Source organism: Halobacillus sp. B29 (assembly GCF_052246755.1).
Taxonomy (GTDB): domain Bacteria; phylum Bacillota; class Bacilli; order Bacillales; family Halobacillaceae; genus Halobacillus; species Halobacillus halophilus.
The window spans coordinates 35285-53269 of the sequence record NZ_JBQQCM010000018.1; the positions used below are offsets into that span (position 1 = coordinate 35285).

The window sequence follows — 17985 nt, forward strand, 5'->3', positions numbered from 1 at the left end:
ATGAGTAAAAGATGCACGTTTTAATAAAAACCAGCTCCCAAAAAATGGGAGCTGGTTTTTTTATATCTTATTTTTGTCTTGTTTAAATTGTGTTATTATAGCTTGAAATTATCGATCATAGGAGGATTGGCATTGAATAGGCAAGATTTCATATCACATAATACAGCAACATCCCGGGAGCTGCATAAAAAAGCACAAGAAGTAATTCCAGGAGGGGTCACCGCTAACATAAAACATATAGACCCTCATCCAATCGTTATGGAAAAGGGAAATGGAAGTAAGCTCTACGATGTAGATCAAAATGAATATATTGATTACTTACTGAGTTATGGAGCCTTAATTGCAGGGCATGGACACTCGGCTGTTTTTGATGCTGCTATAGGACAGATGAGAGAAGCGGGAACCACGATTTTCGGAACGCCTCACCGGCTCGAAACCGTCATGGCTGAGAAGCTCGTATCTTTATATCCCAGTATTGAAATGGTCCGATTTACCAACTCAGGGCTTGAGGCTACCATGCTTGCGATTCGAGCGGCTATGGCCTATGCTGGTAAGTCAAAAATCGCCAAGTTTGAAGGGCACTATCACGGCGGTTATGATCAGGTGCTCATGAGTGTGAATCCAGATCACATAGCAGCAGGGGATCCATCTTCGCCAAATGCTGTACCCGAGTCTTTAGGAATTCCTGATTACTATCAGCAGAATACAGTCGTCCTTCCTTTTAACGATTTAGAAGCCACTGAGAAGATTTTAAGACAAAGAGCCGGTGAAGTGTCTGCTATCATCATGGAACCGGTACAGGGAGGCTTCATACCTGCTGATCAAACATTTATAGAAGGGGTAAGAACTTTGACGGAAGAACTTGGGATCCTGTTAATTTTTGATGAAGTTAAAACGGGTTTCCGGTTAGCTCTTGGAGGAGCTCAAGAAAGCTATGGAGTGACCCCGGATCTTACAGCACTTGGAAAAGTGCTTGGTGGAGGGTTTCCCGTAGGAGCGATAGGCGGAAAAAAAGAAATTATGGATATTCTTTCTCCAGCTGGTTCGAGAGATATTTTAACAGCAGGGGCAGATCAGCGAGCAAAACATGATACGTTATTCCATAGTGGCACCTATAATGGTCATCCTACCGTTTTGGCTTCCGGTCTGGCTACTATTGAAATACTGGAGAAAGACCGCACGTTGCAAGATTTATTTGATAAAACGAATCGCCTCAGAAACGAGCTGGAAGAATTGTATCAAGCTTATAACATCCCGATGCAAACGGTGGGGCGAGGGAGTATATTTAATATTATTCTGGCAGAAGATTCTATTAAGAATTACCGTGATTTAAAGAAAGCAGACACTTCCTTAAGAAAAGAGTTGGATTACGAGTTATTAAATCTGGGAATCTATACGAAACCTCTCAATCGCTATTCTCTCTCAACGGCCCATAGTGAAGAAGATCTTAAGCGCACGGTAGAAGCCCATAAACAAGCGATTGAAAACGTTATGAAGTGAGGACAGTAAAGAAAACGACTTTTTTTCCATGGGCATTTGCTGAGATAAGAAAACTTAACAGTTAAGTTTAACAGAGCTTCCTTTAAATAATATGCTCTTTTAAACTTCAGTGTGATTTTTGAAGATATGCTCCCATTAGTTGAAGACTTGATTTCGAGACATTTGTTGAGCGGAAGGTCCTGCGGGGGACGATTTCGCTTTCCGTGGGCATGTGGTAAGCTTCCTCAGGCTTCACCTTCCCGGGATCTTACCGATCATGTTCATCCCACAGGAGTCTTCACCGTCCCCCCTCCGGGCCTTGCGATATATGGTGCTCGAAATCATGTTTAAAACGCGCCGGTTTATGATGGAGATAAACTTCTAACAATAAGCGTGTACGTTTAGATAATTCCCGCTATAAAAGCATTTAAGGCGGATCAAAGCACCCCCCTATCGCCTATAGAAGGGTCCGTTCATTCTTCCATCATAGGGTGGCGAAGGAAACAAAGAGACTCCTGCGAGAGAAGGAGCTAGGCGAGACCCCACAGGGAGTGAAACGAGCGAGGAGGCTTGCCAGTTCCCCCGCAGGAAAGCGAGTTGTTTCCGTAGCCGCCCCTCATCTACTTTTTAGCCACGGACCTGAGATATCTCGAAACTGAGTCTTCAACTATACGGCCCTATTGCGTAATAAGGCTCACATGAAAAATCACCAATGAACTTTAACAGAGGTTTTTAAATAAAAAAGTGGACCCTTCCTTAAAATTAAGGAAGGGTCCACTTTCTTTAGGACAAGAATGTTTCGATGACCCGTACGGGATTCGAACCCGTGATACCGCCGTGAAAGGGCGGTGTCTTAACCACTTGACCAACGGGCCTTGTATGTAGGCAGTTTCTTTTTTGTTAATTGGCTCAAAGCCATCTAATTCTAAAAAGTAGTGGCGGCGGAGGGGATCGAACCCCCGACCTCACGGGTATGAACCGTACGCTCTAGCCAGCTGAGCTACACCGCCATAAATAAATATGTTGTGTTCAAAGTCACAACGAATATAGTACACCATGAAAAAAAAACTGTCAATAAAAAATAAAAATATCAGACTAGTATGTAAATTTCGATAGGGAATGGAGGTGGTTTTTGAATGGATAAGGGAGGGGGGCAGGTAGATTTTGTAGAAAGTCTTATGCTTCTTGAAAAAAGGATCGAAGTTTTTGTTTCTGTTCTCCTGTTGTTTTGACAAAATGCTTGTCTTTTATGTGGTTTAATAAAGTTCAATAACAAAAGGAGTGATGAAAAAATGTCAGGTACGGTGATGAAGCGTGAAGATCGTCAAGCAACACTTAAGCAGTCTAGTTTAGGTAGAGGGTTACAAAAAGCTTCACTAGGGATGTTTTCGTTTATGGCGGACAAAGGCGTTTTCCACATGGTGCTTTCCTTATTATTGGGACGAGCCATTATATTATCTTCTATGGCACCATTCTCGGTTGCGTTTTTAGCCGTAATCTGGTGGTTAAAAAGACCTTTAGTCGTGCCGGTTACGATTATGATGGCGGCAGGGGCATCTACCTACAGTTTCACCCATGCAGGGTTCGTAGTAGGAGCATCGACGACTTTTTTGCTATTAAGTCTGGCGCTGCGCAGAACAAGTCACCCCCAAAGATGGCTGCCGGCTATTGCCTTAGTAGCAAGTTTGCTTCCCCGTACGGCAAGCCTCGCATTACTCGATCGATGGCAGCTTTACGAACTTACTTTGATGTTAGCTGAAGGAGTTCTTACTTTTATACTTGTACTAATATTTATGCAGAGTCTTCCTTTATTATCACCGCAAAAATATCATCCAACATTAAAAAATGAGGAAATCGTCTGCTTAATTATATTGTTAGCTTCCGTGTTAACCGGAATGATTGGATGGCAGATTCAAGGTGTAGCAGTCGTCGATGTATTTGCGCGCTACCTGGTTATTCTCCTTGCTTATATTGCGGGGGCTGCCATTGGTTCAACGGTTGGTGTTGTGACAGGACTTGTGCTGAGTTTATCTAATATGGATCATATCTATCAAATGAGCCTGCTTGCATTTTCAGGCTTATTAGGAGGTTTATTAAAAGAAGGCAAAAAACTGGGGGTGAGCGCAGGTCTTGCAGTAGGTACGTTATTAATTGGATTTTATGTATCGAGTGGAGGAGGGCTGTCCGATTCAATATGGGCCTCGGGTTGGGCCATTATTTTATTTGTGGTGACTCCAAATTCCTGGGTTAAACGTCTGTCCCGTTATATTCCAGGTACAGAAGAGCATAATTCTGAACAACAAAAATACTTACAAAAGGTGCGTGATGTTACCGCTGTACGAGTAGGTAAGTTCTCTGATGTATTTAAAGCGCTTTCTAAGAGTTTCAATGATCTAGACCATTCTAAGGAGGCTGTAGAGGGTACAGAAGAAATTGATTACTTTCTTAGTCATGTAACAGAAAAAACCTGCCAATCCTGTTTTAAAAAGGAAAAATGCTGGGTTAATCAGTTTGATGAGACTCATGATTTAATGACAGGATTAATGATGGAGCTGGACGAAAGAGGGGAACCAACCAGGATGACCCGGAAAAACGTGGATGCACACTGTGTGAAATCACAGAAGTTAATCGATACGATGAACCACGAATTGTCTTTCTATCATGCAAACAAACAATTGAAAAAACAGGTCCTGGAAAGCCGTCGCTTTGTAGCTGAGCAGCTTCAGGGCGTATCGGATGTAATGAGTACTTTTGCTAAAGAAATAGTAAAAGAACGTGAACATCACGAACAAAAAGAACAAATTATTTATAATGCCTTAGAAAGAATGGGGATGGATATACAAAAACTTGAAATCTATACATTGGATGCCGGAAATATTGATTTAGAACTCGTAGTTGAAATAAATAATTACCGAGGGGAAGGAGCGAAAATTATTGCACCTGTGCTATCGGATATTTTAGGGGAAACGATTGTGGTTACGATGGAAGAGATTTCTCCTTATCCTAATGGCAGGTGCTATTTAACGTTTGGTTCAGCTAAGCATTATTCTATTGAAACAGGAGCAGCCCATGCAGCAAAAGGAGGAGGGTTTATATCGGGAGACAGCTTTACCATGATGGAACTGGGAAGGGGGAAATATGCACTCGCTATCAGCGATGGAATGGGGAACGGGGAACGTGCTCATGAAGAAAGTATGGAAACGCTAAGACTGTTGAAACAGATTCTGCAATCGGGGATGCAGGAATCCGTAGCTATCCAGTCGATAAACTCTATATTATCACTGCGAACAAATGATGAAATATTTTCGACCCTGGATTTAGCCGTCATTGATTTGCATAAGGCTACTTCCAAGTTTATAAAGGTGGGAAGCACACCTAGCTTTATTAAAAGAGGAGATCAAATTTTAACTGTCGAGTCCGGAAACCTGCCGATGGGCATTATACCAGAAGTGGATGTAGATATGACCAACGAGCAGTTGAAAGCAGGCGATTTATTGATCATGCTGAGTGATGGCATATTAGATGGTCATAATCACGTAGAGAATGTGGAGATATGGTTCAAGAGAAAAATAAAGGAGGTTTACAGCAGCGAGCCTCAAGTGGTGGCTGATCTTCTACTGGAAGAAGTGATCCGCACGCATCGAGGTTCCATTAATGACGATATGACGATTCTTGTAGCAAGAATAGACCGGTATATGCCGGAGTGGTCCTCTATCCCCACAGAGAAAAAACAGGCTTAACCGGCGTATAAGATTCCTCCTTTTCGGCGAAGATGGAAGCAACGAAACAGGAGGGATGTCGAAATGAAAGCAGGCCGGTTAAAACAAATTCTATTATTGACGGATGGATGCTCGAACCATGGAGAAGACCCTATAGCCGTAGCAGCTCTGGCTAGAAATCAGGGAGTAACGGTCAATGTGATTGGCGTTCTTGACGATCGGCAGAATGAGAAGCCTCAAGGGCTTGAAGAAGTTGAATCGATTGCTGAGGCAGGTGGAGGCGTCAGTCAAATTGTATATCAGAAAAGTTTGTCCCAAACCGTGCAGATGGTTACGAGGCAAGCCATGACTCAAACCATTCAGGGTGTCGTTAATAAAGAATTACAGGAAATTCTGGGAGAAGGCCAAAGTATTGAAGAGCTGCCACCCGCTACAAGGAGTGAAGTAGTAGAAGTGGTGGAAGATTTAGGTGAGGCATGTGAACTTGAAGTACTTGTACTTGTGGATACAAGCGCGAGCATGCAGCATAAATTACCTACCGTGAAAGAAGCGCTTTATGATCTTTCTTTGAGTCTCAACGCACGTACCGGATCAAACCAGTTCAGTATTTATACATTTCCCGATGTAAAACATACGATCCGGCGGGTCATTAAATGGACTCCAGAACTAGGAGAAATCAATGGCGTTTTTTCTAAACTTTCAAGCGGTGGATACACGCCTACGGGTCCTGCGCTGAAAGAAGCTCTCTATGCCTTTACTGAAAAACCTTTCTTCAGAGGCATGCAGGATGGAGAAGATCCTTATGAAGAAACAGGATTTTAAATTATTTCCCGGGACATATTTACAAGGAAAGTGGAATGGTCATAAATATAAAGTGATCCGAAAACTTGGAGCGGGAGCTTGCGGCGCCGTGTATTTATGCCAGACTTTCCAGGGGGAAAAGGTAGCCCTCAAAGTAGGGAAAGATAGCTCCAGAATGATGCTTGAGGTAAATATGTTGAAGAAATTCAGTAAGGTCCAAGGGGTGAAACTTGGGCCTGCTTTTGTTGATGTAGACGATTGGAAAGCACCGTCTCTTCAAGTTTTCCCTTTTTATGTCATGGAATATGTAGAAGGGGTGCCTCTTACCCATTTTTTAAAAGGGAAAAGTAAAGAATGGATTGGTATTTGTACAATCCAGTTGTTAACCGATCTGGAGCATCTTCACAAAGCGGGATTCGTCTTTGGGGATTTGAAGACGGATAATTTGTTAATGTCAAATTCCAAAGTGCGATGGATTGATGTAGGAGGCGTTACAGCGATAGGCCGGGCTATCAAAGAGTACACAGAGTTTTATGATCGAGGATACTGGGGGTTTGGCTCCCGGAAAGCTGAACCTTCTTATGATTTGTTTGCCGTCACCATGATTATGTTAGAGATGGTGCATCCGAATAAATTTGAAAAAGGAGCTCATCCTAGAAGGACGCTTGCAGCAAAGCTTTCTTCCTCTAATGATCTAAAACCTTATCATTCTCTTATTGCAGGAGTATGGAAGGGGAAGTTTCAAAGTGCTTCAGAAATGAAACAAGCTTTATCCTATATAGTAATGAAACGAGCAAAAGGATCACCTGTTTCCAGGAAGCAAATGAAAGCTCAGAAACATTCTTCTGAGTGGGTTGAGCTATTGGCTTTATCTGCAGTTGCGGGGGTGTTCTGTGGATTTTCAATATTTAGTTTCTGGTTATAAGTGTATTCTTTTGCAGAAGGTGATAAGAGTGGTACGATGGAGAAAGAAAGCAGGCAGTTTGAATTTAACAGGAGTGATCTTCACATGGAGCAGATCGTTCATTCATTTGTAAAAGAACATCAACTTATTTCCCCTCATCAAACCGTACTCGCGGCTGTTTCAGGAGGACCGGACTCGATGGCTCTTCTACACTTCCTTTGTTCCATTAAAAACTCCTGGAATCTAAAAGTCATTGGTATTTCTGTCGATCATGGACTGCGAGGACAAGAGTCCCTTGATGATCTGGAATTTGTGAAAACTCAATGTGAAGAATGGGGTGTTGAATTTGCGGGGACTTCTGTCGATGTTCATTCATACAGAAGTGAGGCCGGAACGGGCACGCAAGAGTCAGCCCGATACTTGCGTTACCAGTACTTTGAGAAAATGATGGAGGAAAGAAAAGCAGATGTACTGGCTATGGGGCACCATGGTGATGACCAGGCTGAAACTATGATGATGCAGCTGGTTCGCAGTGCACGTCCTGAGTCGCTACAGGGAATGCCGATTCAGAGACCATTTGGAAGAGGGCGGCTTGTAAGACCATTCCTGTCTTTATCTAAGAATCAAATTGCTGAGTATAACGCCCGTCATCAAGTAATGGCGCGGGTAGATCCTTCAAATGAGGAGACGAACTACACAAGGAATGCATTTCGTAAGCATGTCATACCGTTCTTAAAGGAGCAGAATCCAAAGTTCCATTCTCATATGCAGGCAATGAGCCAAAGGATGAGAGAAGACCAGTCATACATAAGGGAACAGGCCGGAGAAGTATTAGATACTATGTATTTTTCTTCAAATATGAAGAAAATCGTACATTTCTCCTTATCAACTTTTAAAACGTTTCCACTTGCTTTACAAAGAAGTGCCTTTCATCTAATATTGAACTATCTGTATGTTAACCAAACTGAAGATATTTCCTATTTGCATGAGGAAATGTTTATGAACCTATTATATGATCACAAACCGAATGCAAAGCTGGACTTTCCTCAAGGTTTGCAAGCCGTTCGCGCTTATGATGAAGTGACCCTTTCTTTTGACCGTTCAGATGAGGAAGATAAGTATGAGTATTTCCTTAATGCTGGAGAAAAAGTTGTTCTTCCTGATGGAGCTCATTTATACGCTGAGTGGGGCAGTCCTCAGGAAAAAGAGGGAGATTCTGTCTTTACATGTGATGCTCATCACGTAAAATTACCCTTTATTGTAAGAACGAGGCGGAATGGAGATCGAATGCGTTTGAGAGGAATGAATGGTTCAAAAAAAGTAAAAGATATTTTTATTGACCAGAAAATACCGGCTCATCTACGCAAAACGTGGCCGCTTGTAACAGACAGCAGTGGAGAGATCCTATGGCTGGTCGGCTTAAAAAAAAGCGGGGGAAGTACGGATGAATCTTCAGGGACTTGGCTTCGGTTGCATTATGAAAATAAAGCAGAAACGTAGGAGGAGCAGACATGCACAGCGAAATTGAGAAGGTCCTGATTTCGGAAGAAGAAATTCAGGAAAAGTGTAAGGAGATGGGGGACCACTTAACGGAAGAATATAAGGATCGTTTTCCGTTAGCCGTCGGAGTATTAAAAGGCGCAACTCCATTTATGGCAGACTTACTGAAAAGAGTAGAAATCCATCTTGAGATGGACTTTATGGATGTTTCAAGCTATCACGGTGGCACAAGATCGTCTGGAGAAGTTAAAATTGTTAAAGACCTGGATACGAAAGTGGAAGGGCGGGATATTTTAATTATAGAAGACATCATCGATAGTGGATTGACGTTGAGCTACTTAGTAGACTTATTTAAATACCGTAAAGCGAATTCCATTAAAGTTGTAACTCTGCTTGATAAGCCAGCTGGTCGTACTGCTCATATTAAAGCAGATACGATTGGTTTTGAAATCCCTGATGAATTTGTTGTGGGATATGGGTTAGATTATCAAGAGAAGTATCGCAATTTACCTTACATTGGGATTCTGAAGCCGGAAGTTTACGGCGGATGAAAAATCAATCGATGATTATGAGTTTTGAATCTGCAGGAATGAGGGTAATTAGTTGTGTCGTCCGTTTTTGTTATGATACTATTTACTATAGTTTTTCTCGCTTGGGAGGAGGTAGGCAATGAACCGGATATTTCGTAATACTATATTTTATTTACTTATCTTCCTCGTAGTTATCGGCGTCGTCGGTCTATTTAGAGGTCAAGGTGAGCCACAGCAGCAGTTGAACGTAAATGATTTTTACAATAAATTAAATAATGGTCAAATTGAAGAGATGACCATTCAGCCTGTAAATGGTGTGATTCAAATCACCGGACAGCTGGCTGGAGAAGGTGAAGATCAAGGGGAATTCTCAGCAAAAATCCCTGCAAACGATGAAATCGTCTCAAATATTACCCAAACCGCTCAGGAACAAAGTGTTCTTAATGTTGCAGAAGAAGAGCAGCCTAGCGCATGGGTGACATTTCTAACTTCGATCATCCCGTTTATCATTATTTTCATCTTATTCTTCTTCTTGCTTAATCAAGCTCAAGGCGGCGGAAGCCGTGTCATGAACTTTGGTAAAAGTAAGGCTAAGATGTACACGGAAGACAAGAAGAAGGTTCGTTTTAAAGACGTAGCCGGAGCAGACGAAGAAAAGCAGGAACTTGTAGAGGTCGTAGACTTCCTAAAAGATCCCCGTAAATTCTCTGCCGTTGGTGCCCGCATTCCTAAAGGTGTCCTGCTCGTAGGACCCCCTGGTACAGGTAAAACCTTACTTGCACGTGCCGTTGCAGGAGAAGCAGGAGTTCCATTCTTCTCTATCAGTGGTTCAGATTTCGTAGAAATGTTTGTCGGTGTCGGTGCTTCTCGTGTACGTGATCTATTTGAAAACGCGAAGAAGAACGCTCCGGGCATTATTTTCATTGATGAGATCGATGCCGTTGGTCGTCAGCGTGGCGCAGGCCTTGGCGGAGGACACGATGAACGTGAACAAACGTTGAACCAATTACTAGTAGAGATGGATGGTTTCGGTGTTAATGAGGGTATTATCATTATCGCTGCTACTAACCGTCCTGACATTCTGGACCCTGCCCTTCTTCGTCCAGGACGTTTCGACCGTCAAATCACGGTAGACCGTCCAGACGTGAAAGGTCGTGAGGCCGTACTCGCTGTTCACGCAAAAGATAAACCACTATCTGAAAATGTTGATTTGAAAACGATCGCTCTTCGTACTCCAGGTTTCTCAGGTGCCGATCTTGAGAACTTATTGAATGAGGCAGCTCTTGTAGCCGCCCGCGGAGATAAGAACAAAATTGATATGGATGATGTGGATGAAGCAATTGACCGCGTTATTGCAGGACCAGCTAAGAAGAGCCGTGTAATTTCTAATAAAGAACGTAATATCGTAGCTCACCACGAAAGTGGTCATACGGTAATTGGAATGGTTCTGGATGATGCCGATATGGTTCATAAAGTAACGATCGTACCCCGTGGACAAGCAGGCGGATATGCCGTTATGCTTCCTAAAGAAGATCGCTACTTCATGACCAAGCCGGAATTGTTTGATAAAATTACTGGTCTGCTAGGTGGTCGTGTCGCTGAAGAAGTTATGTTTGGTGAAGTAAGCACAGGTGCTCACAATGACTTCCAACGTGCCACTGCCATTGCTCGCAAGATGGTAACTGAGTATGGAATGAGTGAAAAACTCGGCCCTCTTCAATTTGGTTCTAATTCAGGTGGTCAGGTATTCCTTGGCCGCGATATCCAAAATGAACAAAATTACAGTGATCAAATCGCCTATGAAATTGATCAAGAAGTTCAAAACTTTATCAATTATTGTTACGATCGAGCGAAAACGATTCTTACGGATAATAAATCTAAGCTTGAGTTGATCGCAAAGACTCTACTTGACGTAGAAACTCTTGACGCTACTCAAATTCGATCCCTCTTCGATAAAGAGCGCCTTCCTACAGACGAAGAGCTGGAAGAGCTTGCTCGTAAGAATAACGCAAAAATCAAGAACAATACTTCATCAGGCAAAGATCATTTTAGTGATGACGATGATGTACGAGTAAATATTCAATCAAAAGAAGCAGAAGAAACAAAAGAGTCAGAGTCGACTAAGGATAACTCTTCTACTGAAGAAGTAGACGACAAAGACCAAACGTCTGATTCAGATTCTGAAGATCGTCGTTCTTAATTGGCGTAACATGTCACATCGGCCTCTATGGCTGGTGTGACATTTTTCGTTTGCGCACTTGTGGGCACGCGAAGGGTTAGGTGTGATATGATGGTAGCCGAAGGAAATGAGGCAGGAGGCTGTAAGCATGAATTTTGTTCTTGATGTAGGTAATACGAATACCGTGCTTGGGGTATTTGACAATGGATCATTAAGTTATCATTGGAGAATAAAAACGGATCGACATAAAACAGAAGATGAATATGGCATGCTGATTAAATCACTATTTGATCATGAGGGTTTAACATTTGAAGATATGGACGGTGTAATTATTTCCTCTGTCGTACCGCCTATAATGTTTGCACTTGAACGCATGTCTCGTTATTATTTTAAAAAGCAGCCCATGATTATAGGGGAAGGGAATGTATCTCATGGTCTTGCGATGAAGTACCCGCATCCTGAAGAGATTGGAGCGGACCGCATAGTTAATGCAGTAGGAGCAATTGAGGATTATTCGCTTCCACTCATCATCATAGATTTTGGTACAGCCACAACGTATTGTTATATTAACGAAAGTGGAGAATATATGGGAGGTGCCATTGCACCGGGCATTAACATTTCGATGGAAGCTTTGTATGCTAAAGCAGCGAAACTCCCTAAAATTGAAATTAAGAGTCCCGATAACGTTGTAGGGCAAAGTACAGTAGAAGCGATGCAAGCTGGAGTTTTTTATGGGTATGTTGGGCAAGTAGATGAAGTGGTCCGACGGATGAAAGAAACAGCTGAGTCTACTCCTACAGTCATTGCGACAGGAGGGTTGGCTACACTGATTGCTGGTCAGTCGAGGACCATTGATCATGTAGATCCTTATCTAACTTTAAAAGGTCTTCATAAAATATATCAGCGTAACAAAGGAAAAAAAGCATTTAAAGGAGAATGATGAGCCATGTCAGATTATTTAGTACGTGCTCTGGCTTTTGATGGACAAGTAAGAGCTTATGCCGTGCAATCAACGGATACCGTAGAGGAAGCCCGGCGCAGACAGGATACATGGGCGACGACTTCTGCTGCCTTAGGCCGAACCCTTACCATTAGTTCCATGATGGGAGCTATGCTTAAAGGGGAGGATAAAATTACGGTAAAAGTAGAAGGTGATGGCCCGGCCGGGGCTATTATAGCTGACACAAATGCAAGGGGCGAAGTACGGGGCTATATTATTAATCCTCACGTAGATTTTGATTTAAATCAAAATGGAAAGCTGGATGTAGCCCGTGCTGTTGGTACAAATGGTACGTTAAGTGTCGTTAAGGATCTTGGTATGAAAGATCACTTTACTGGGCAGGTGCCACTCGTTTCTGGTGAAATAAGTGAAGACTTCACCTATTATTTCGCCAATTCTGAACAAGTTCCATCTGCGGTTGGTGCCGGAGTTCTAGTGGATACGGATTATTCCATTCTTGCTTCTGGTGGATTTGTTATTCAAATGATGCCCGGAGCGGACGATGCTACTACCAGTGAAATAGAAAGACGCTTGTCAGAGATGCCAGCCATTTCAAGTCTAGTTCAAGAGGGAAAAAGTCCTGAAGAAATTTTACAAACGGTGCTCGGAGAAGATAAGCTGCAAATTTTGGATACGATGCCTGTGCAGTTCAAATGTCACTGTTCACGGGAGCGTGTAGAAGTGGCGATAGCAAGCCTTGGAGATGAAGAAATTCAACGCATGATTGAAGAAGATCAAGGGGCGGAGGCTAAGTGTCACTTTTGTAATGAGGATTATCAATTTGATGTTACTCAATTGAAAAACCTGCAATCTCAGGAAACAGAATAATCGCTTGCCTCATAGAGTAACTATAGTTAGACAGGGCGGAACAATTCTTGTGCATAATTAAAACAGGAATCTTGTTTCGCCCTTTTTTAAAGGGAACGTTACTAATAAATGATTGAAATGTTTGACAATATGCTCATCCTTCAGTACATTAGAGTTAAATCCTATCAAAATACTTGGTTTTAGGGGTGGAAAAAATGAGAATTGTTAATAATGTTAGTGAACTTATCGGTCAGACGCCGATGGTAAAGCTGAATGGGTCTGCAGAGGAAGATAGCGCGGACATTTATTTGAAACTGGAATACATGAATCCGGGCAGCTCTGTAAAGGATCGTATCGCGTTATCCATGATTGAAGAAGGGGAAAAGTCCGGAGATCTAAAAGAAGGCGACACCATTATTGAACCTACCAGTGGAAACACAGGGATTGGGCTTGCTATGGTTGCCGCTGCTAAAGGTTACAAATCCATTCTTGTGATGCCGGATACGATGAGTCAGGAACGCCGCAATCTGCTGCGTGCTTATGGTGCGGATCTTGTTTTGACTCCAGGAAGTGAAGGTATGAAAGGGGCTATTAAGAAAGCAGCTGAACTTCAAAAACAGCATAACTATTTCATGCCTCAGCAATTTAATAACGAAGCTAATCCAAGAATCCACGAAAAAACGACGGGTCCTGAAATTGTGGAACAAATGGGTGACCAATTAGATGCGTTTGTTGCTGGAATTGGCACTGGCGGAACGATTACGGGTGCAGGAAAAGTGTTGAAAGCACACTATCCTGATATTCAAATTCATGCCATAGAACCAGAAGGCTCGCCTGTATTGTCGGGAGGAGACCCAGGTCCCCATAAAATCCAGGGGATCGGAGCCGGTTTTGTACCGGGCATCCTGAATACAGAAATTTACGATGAAGTTCATCAGGTTAACACGGAGGATTCTTTTGCTGCGGCGCGCGAAGCTGCCCGTAAGGATGGAATTCTAGGCGGGATCTCTTCCGGATCAGCGATTCATGTGGCTAAAAAGGTAGCTAAGAAACTTGGTAAAGGTAAAAAAGTTGTAGCAGTGATTCCGAGTAATGGGGAACGTTATCTATCTACACCACTATATCAATTCGAAGAAGAAGAATAATTAATTCTTAAAAAATGCGCTCTTTTACAGGGCGTATTTTTTTATGGGAATAACAAACGGGTGCGGTAAGTGATAGAAATAAAAAAATGATGTAAGATAGGGAAAGAAGCTTTTAAAGAAAGAGGTACCGGCCATGGGATTTAAGTTGAAAATGCAGAACCACTCATACGATTTATCCGAACGAACATTAGTCATGGGCATTTTAAATGTTACCCCGGATTCTTTTTCAGACGGAGGCAGGTTTAATACGGTAGAAGGAGCCGTACGGCGTGCGACTGCTATGGAAAAGGATGGGGCGCATATTATTGATATAGGTGGGGAATCCACGCGTCCTGGCCATGAACCGGTCAGTGAAAAAGAAGAGATTGAACGGGTTGTTCCGATCATCCAGGCTATTCACAATGAAGTGGATCTCCCTATATCGATTGATACGTATAAAGCAGAAGTTGCCAGAAAGGCGATTGAAGCAGGAGCCTCCATTATTAATGATGTGTGGGGCGCTAAAAAAGAACCGGCCATTGCGAAGGTAGCGGCTGACTATAATGTACCGATAATTTTAATGCATAATCGCAACGATAGGAACTACACATCTTTAATTGACGATATTAAAGTTGACTTAGAGGAAAGTATTAATATAGCAAAGCAATCAGGAGTTAAAGAAGGAAACATTGTGCTCGATCCAGGGATTGGATTTGCCAAAGCAAAAGAAGAAAACTTAGCAGTGATGCGTAATCTTCACCAGTTTGAATCGATGGGATATCCTCTATTGCTCGGCAGTTCACGAAAATCATTTATAGGAACCATCCTGGATTTACCTAAAGATGAACGCATGGAAGGTACAGGAGCTACGGTTTGTTACGGGATTGCCCAGGGAGTTCATATTGTGCGAGTCCACGACGTGAAATCTATAGCTCGAATGACAAAAATGATGGATGCTATGATGGGAAAGGAAGGTTTTAATGGATAAAATATATGTAAATCAAATGGAATTCTGGGGCTATCATGGGCTTTTCCCCGAAGAAAACAAACTGGGGCAGCGCTTTTATGTAGATGCTGAACTTGAACTAGATTTAAAGCCTGCTGCTGAGACGGACGACATGACGAAATCCGTAGATTATGGCGCGATTTATGAAACCTGTAAAAAAGTAGTCGAAGGCGAAGCACATAAATTAGTGGAAACGGTCGCAGAAAAACTTTCGGCTGAGTTGTTTAATCAGTTCAGTCCCGTTCAAGGATGCCGTCTTAAAGTTTATAAACCTGATCCTCCTATCCCTGGGCACTATCAGTCGGTAGCTATTGAAATATACCGGAGCCGTACCGAATGAATACCGCGTATATCGCACTTGGCTCCAACATTTCTAAGAGAGAAGAATTTTTGGAAAATGCAGTGGCCAGCATAGATGATCACCCGGAGATTACGGTGGTTTTAAAATCAGCAGTATATGAAACAGCGCCAGTAGGTTATACCGAGCAGAATGATTTTTTAAATATGGTTATACAAATTGAAACCTCTCTGCCTCCTTTACAATTACTTGATCATTGCCAGTCCATTGAAAAGGAATTAGGACGAAAACGAGTGGTAAAGTGGGGGCCACGTACAATAGATCTTGACATTTTGCTATATAATCAAGAACATATGAGAGCAGAGCGCCTGATTCTTCCTCATCCACATATGCAGGACAGAGCTTTTGTTATGGTACCACTAGCGGAAGTGAATCCAAAAGTAACGATACCGTTTATAACTAAACAAGCGGACGAGATTCTGGAAGATTTGCCTGCAGAAGATGTCCAGAGTATGAGGGTATGGGGAAGGATATAATAGGTAATCTTATTAATTTAAATTTCGGACGAAAAAGCATCGATCATCCAGAGTGTTTCTGGATAACCGTACAGCCGAATATTTAGAAATAGAAAAACTTGCGAATGAACGTTTCTCCAATGGTGGATCGATGTATATATGGTTCATATAGACTGTATGATTCGATTGAAAAATGAAAAAGTGGCTATAATGAAGATACGTAAACATCCCTCATAGTATTTAAAGTCTTAAGAAGGATAATGAGTCAGGGGGACGCATGAAAGTATCGTCGGCGTTGACACAATTCGACGTCTTTTCTATACTAAATCATAGTTAGAATACTGCCAGTCCGAAGCTGGCAGTTTTTATTATTGAAGCGGCTTACTTATACAATAGATAAGGGAATGGAGTGATTAGAATGTCGGAAGAACTCAATGAACAAATGCGGGTGCGCAGAGATAAATTGAATACTTACCGTGAACAGGGCCTGGATCCATTTGGCGACAAGTTCGAACGTACTCATCTGGCGGAAGATCTCATCGAGAAATACGACCAGTATAATAAAGAGGAGCTTGAAGAAAAACAATTTCCTGCAACTATCGCTGGTCGAATTATGACTAAGCGTGGAAAAGGAAAAGCAGGATTCACCCATATTCAGGACGTAAGTGGACAAATTCAGCTTTACATTCGTAAAGATCGAATCGGAGAGAAAGCTTACGAAGTTTTTAACACAGCTGACCTTGGGGACATCATAGGGGTAACCGGAGTTATGTTTAAGACAAATGTAGGGGAACTTTCCGTTAAAGCGGACGAGTTTCACTTACTTACCAAAGCTCTTCGTCCTCTTCCGGAAAAATTTCACGGTTTGCAAGACGTAGAACAAAGGTATCGTCAGCGCTACTTAGATTTAATTACTAACCCTGGAAGCCGTGACACGTTTATCACCCGGAGTAAAATTATACAATCCATGCGCCGGTACCTGGATGGTCTGGGTTTCTTAGAAGTAGAAACTCCATTAATGCACGGGATCCCAGGCGGAGCATCCGCACGTCCATTTGTTACTCACCACAATGCGCTGGACATGCAGCTTTATATGAGGATTGCCATTGAACTCCATCTGAAACGTTTGATCGTGGGCGGCATGGAAAAAGTATATGAAATAGGACGCGTTTTCCGAAACGAAGGAGTCTCTACACGACACAATCCAGAGTTCACGATGCTGGAACTGTATGAAGCATATGCTGATTACCATGATGTCATGAGTCTGACGGAAAACATGGTTGCCCACATTGCAAAAGAGGTCCTTGGTTCTGCGAAAGTTACGTATAACGAGCAGGAAATTAATTTAGAACCAGAGTGGACACGCTTGCATATGGTCGATGCCATTAAAGAATATACAGGCGTTGATTTCTTTGAGGATATGAGTGATGAACAGGCGAAAGAATTAGCTAAGGAGCACAATGTCGAAATTCAGGACTCCATGACTTTTGGTCATATCGTTAATGAATTTTTCGAGCAATATGTTGAAGATAAATTGATTCAGCCTACTTTTATCTATGGACATCCTATTGAAATCTCACCACTAGCGAAGAAGAATCCGGAAGACCCTAGGTTTACAGATCGTTTCGAATTGTTCATCGTAGGGCGGGAGCATGCCAACGCATTCTCCGAGCTTAATGATCCAATTGATCAAAGAGAGCGGTTCGAAGCTCAACTGAAAGAGCGGGAAGAAGGAAATGATGAAGCTCACATGATGGATGAAGATTTCTTAGAGTCATTAGAATACGGACTCCCGCCAACAGGTGGTTTAGGAATCGGAATTGATCGTCTGGTTATGCTTTTAACAGATTCTCCTTCCATTAGAGATGTATTGCTTTTCCCTCAGATGAGAAATCGAGAATCATAAAAAGGAATAAATGACTTTATAAACCCCCGGCTGACAGGCTTCGGGGGTTTTGTTTGATTCAATGGAAAGATGATTAGAAAAAAATATACAAAAAGGTGTTGCCAACATTATTTCAGCGTGGTATATTATTACTTGTCGCATTAAGACAGAGCGGCAAGCCGGAAACGGCAAGCAAAAAATCATTTAAAAAAGTTGTTGACTTAAACGAGTCACAATG

14 protein-coding genes and 2 tRNA genes are annotated in these 17985 nt (G+C 42.3%); 14 read left to right on the forward strand and 2 right to left on the reverse strand.

The annotated features are described in order from the left end of the window. The first annotated feature begins 126 nt into the window (after positions 1–126). Entirely contained in the window at positions 127–1500 is a 1374-nt protein-coding gene (locus ACTWP7_RS18585; RefSeq protein ID WP_443124453.1) for an aspartate aminotransferase family protein, read from the forward strand. 782 nt (positions 1501–2282) lie between these two features. On the opposite strand, the gene ACTWP7_RS18590 is transcribed toward ACTWP7_RS18585, so the two are convergent. Both ACTWP7_RS18590 and ACTWP7_RS18595 read right to left on the reverse strand, forming a co-directional pair. Further along, positions 2283–2354 (reverse strand) — tRNA-Glu (locus ACTWP7_RS18590). Between the two features lie 61 nt (positions 2355–2415). Beyond that, a tRNA-Met gene (locus ACTWP7_RS18595) sits at positions 2416–2489 on the reverse strand. 282 nt (positions 2490–2771) lie between these two features. Here ACTWP7_RS18595 and spoIIE point away from each other — a divergent pair. The 13 genes from spoIIE to lysS all read left to right on the forward strand — a co-directional run bounded on the left by spoIIE (position 2772) and on the right by lysS (position 17768). After that, positions 2772–5219, forward strand: a complete 2448-nt coding sequence (gene spoIIE, locus ACTWP7_RS18600) for a stage II sporulation protein E (protein ID WP_443124454.1) — start codon at positions 2772–2774, stop codon at positions 5217–5219. A 63-nt stretch (positions 5220–5282) separates the two neighbouring features. Further along, positions 5283–6020: a VWA domain-containing protein gene (locus ACTWP7_RS18605; RefSeq protein ID WP_443124455.1), complete on the forward strand. Its 738-nt coding sequence runs from the start codon at positions 5283–5285 to the stop codon at positions 6018–6020. Further along, positions 6001–6924, forward strand: coding sequence for a protein kinase domain-containing protein (locus ACTWP7_RS18610; RefSeq protein WP_443124456.1), 924 nt, complete (start codon positions 6001–6003; stop codon positions 6922–6924). Before ACTWP7_RS18605 ends, ACTWP7_RS18610 begins: the two co-directional genes overlap by 20 nt. Before the next feature lie 84 nt (positions 6925–7008). Continuing rightward, positions 7009–8403: a tRNA lysidine(34) synthetase TilS gene (gene tilS, locus ACTWP7_RS18615; protein ID WP_443124457.1), complete on the forward strand. Its 1395-nt coding sequence runs from the start codon at positions 7009–7011 to the stop codon at positions 8401–8403. 11 nt (positions 8404–8414) lie between these two features. Then, positions 8415–8954, forward strand: coding sequence for a hypoxanthine phosphoribosyltransferase (gene hpt, locus ACTWP7_RS18620; RefSeq protein WP_443124458.1), 540 nt, complete (start codon positions 8415–8417; stop codon positions 8952–8954). A gap of 118 nt (positions 8955–9072) precedes the next feature. Further along, positions 9073–11133 carry an ATP-dependent zinc metalloprotease FtsH gene (gene ftsH / locus ACTWP7_RS18625; protein ID WP_443124459.1) on the forward strand — a complete coding sequence of 687 codons (2061 nt, stop codon included), beginning with the start codon at positions 9073–9075 and terminating at the stop codon, positions 11131–11133. A 127-nt stretch (positions 11134–11260) separates the two neighbouring features. Beyond that, on the forward strand, positions 11261–12052 hold the full coding sequence (locus ACTWP7_RS18630) for a type III pantothenate kinase (protein WP_443124460.1): 792 nt from the start codon (positions 11261–11263) through the stop codon (positions 12050–12052). A 6-nt stretch (positions 12053–12058) separates the two neighbouring features. Beyond that, positions 12059–12940, forward strand: coding sequence for an Hsp33 family molecular chaperone HslO (hslO, locus tag ACTWP7_RS18635; protein WP_443124461.1), 882 nt, complete (start codon positions 12059–12061; stop codon positions 12938–12940). Positions 12941–13134: 194 nt separating this feature from the next. Beyond that, positions 13135–14064: a cysteine synthase A gene (gene cysK, locus ACTWP7_RS18640; RefSeq protein ID WP_443124462.1), complete on the forward strand. Its 930-nt coding sequence runs from the start codon at positions 13135–13137 to the stop codon at positions 14062–14064. Positions 14065–14197: 133 nt separating this feature from the next. Further along, entirely contained in the window at positions 14198–15031 is an 834-nt protein-coding gene (gene folP / locus ACTWP7_RS18645) for a dihydropteroate synthase (RefSeq protein ID WP_443124463.1), read from the forward strand. Further along, positions 15024–15389: a dihydroneopterin aldolase gene (gene folB / locus ACTWP7_RS18650; protein WP_014641386.1), complete on the forward strand. Its 366-nt coding sequence runs from the start codon at positions 15024–15026 to the stop codon at positions 15387–15389. Before folP ends, folB begins: the two co-directional genes overlap by 8 nt. Next, positions 15386–15883, forward strand: coding sequence for a 2-amino-4-hydroxy-6-hydroxymethyldihydropteridine diphosphokinase (gene folK, locus ACTWP7_RS18655; RefSeq protein ID WP_443124464.1), 498 nt, complete (start codon positions 15386–15388; stop codon positions 15881–15883). The genes folB and folK overlap by 4 nt, the downstream gene beginning before the upstream one ends. Positions 15884–16280: 397 nt before the next feature. After that, the gene (gene lysS, locus ACTWP7_RS18660) at positions 16281–17768 is read left to right on the forward strand and encodes a lysine--tRNA ligase (protein WP_443124465.1); all 1488 of its coding nucleotides are present in this window, start codon (positions 16281–16283) and stop codon (positions 17766–17768) included. Positions 17769–17985: the final 217 nt, after the last annotated feature.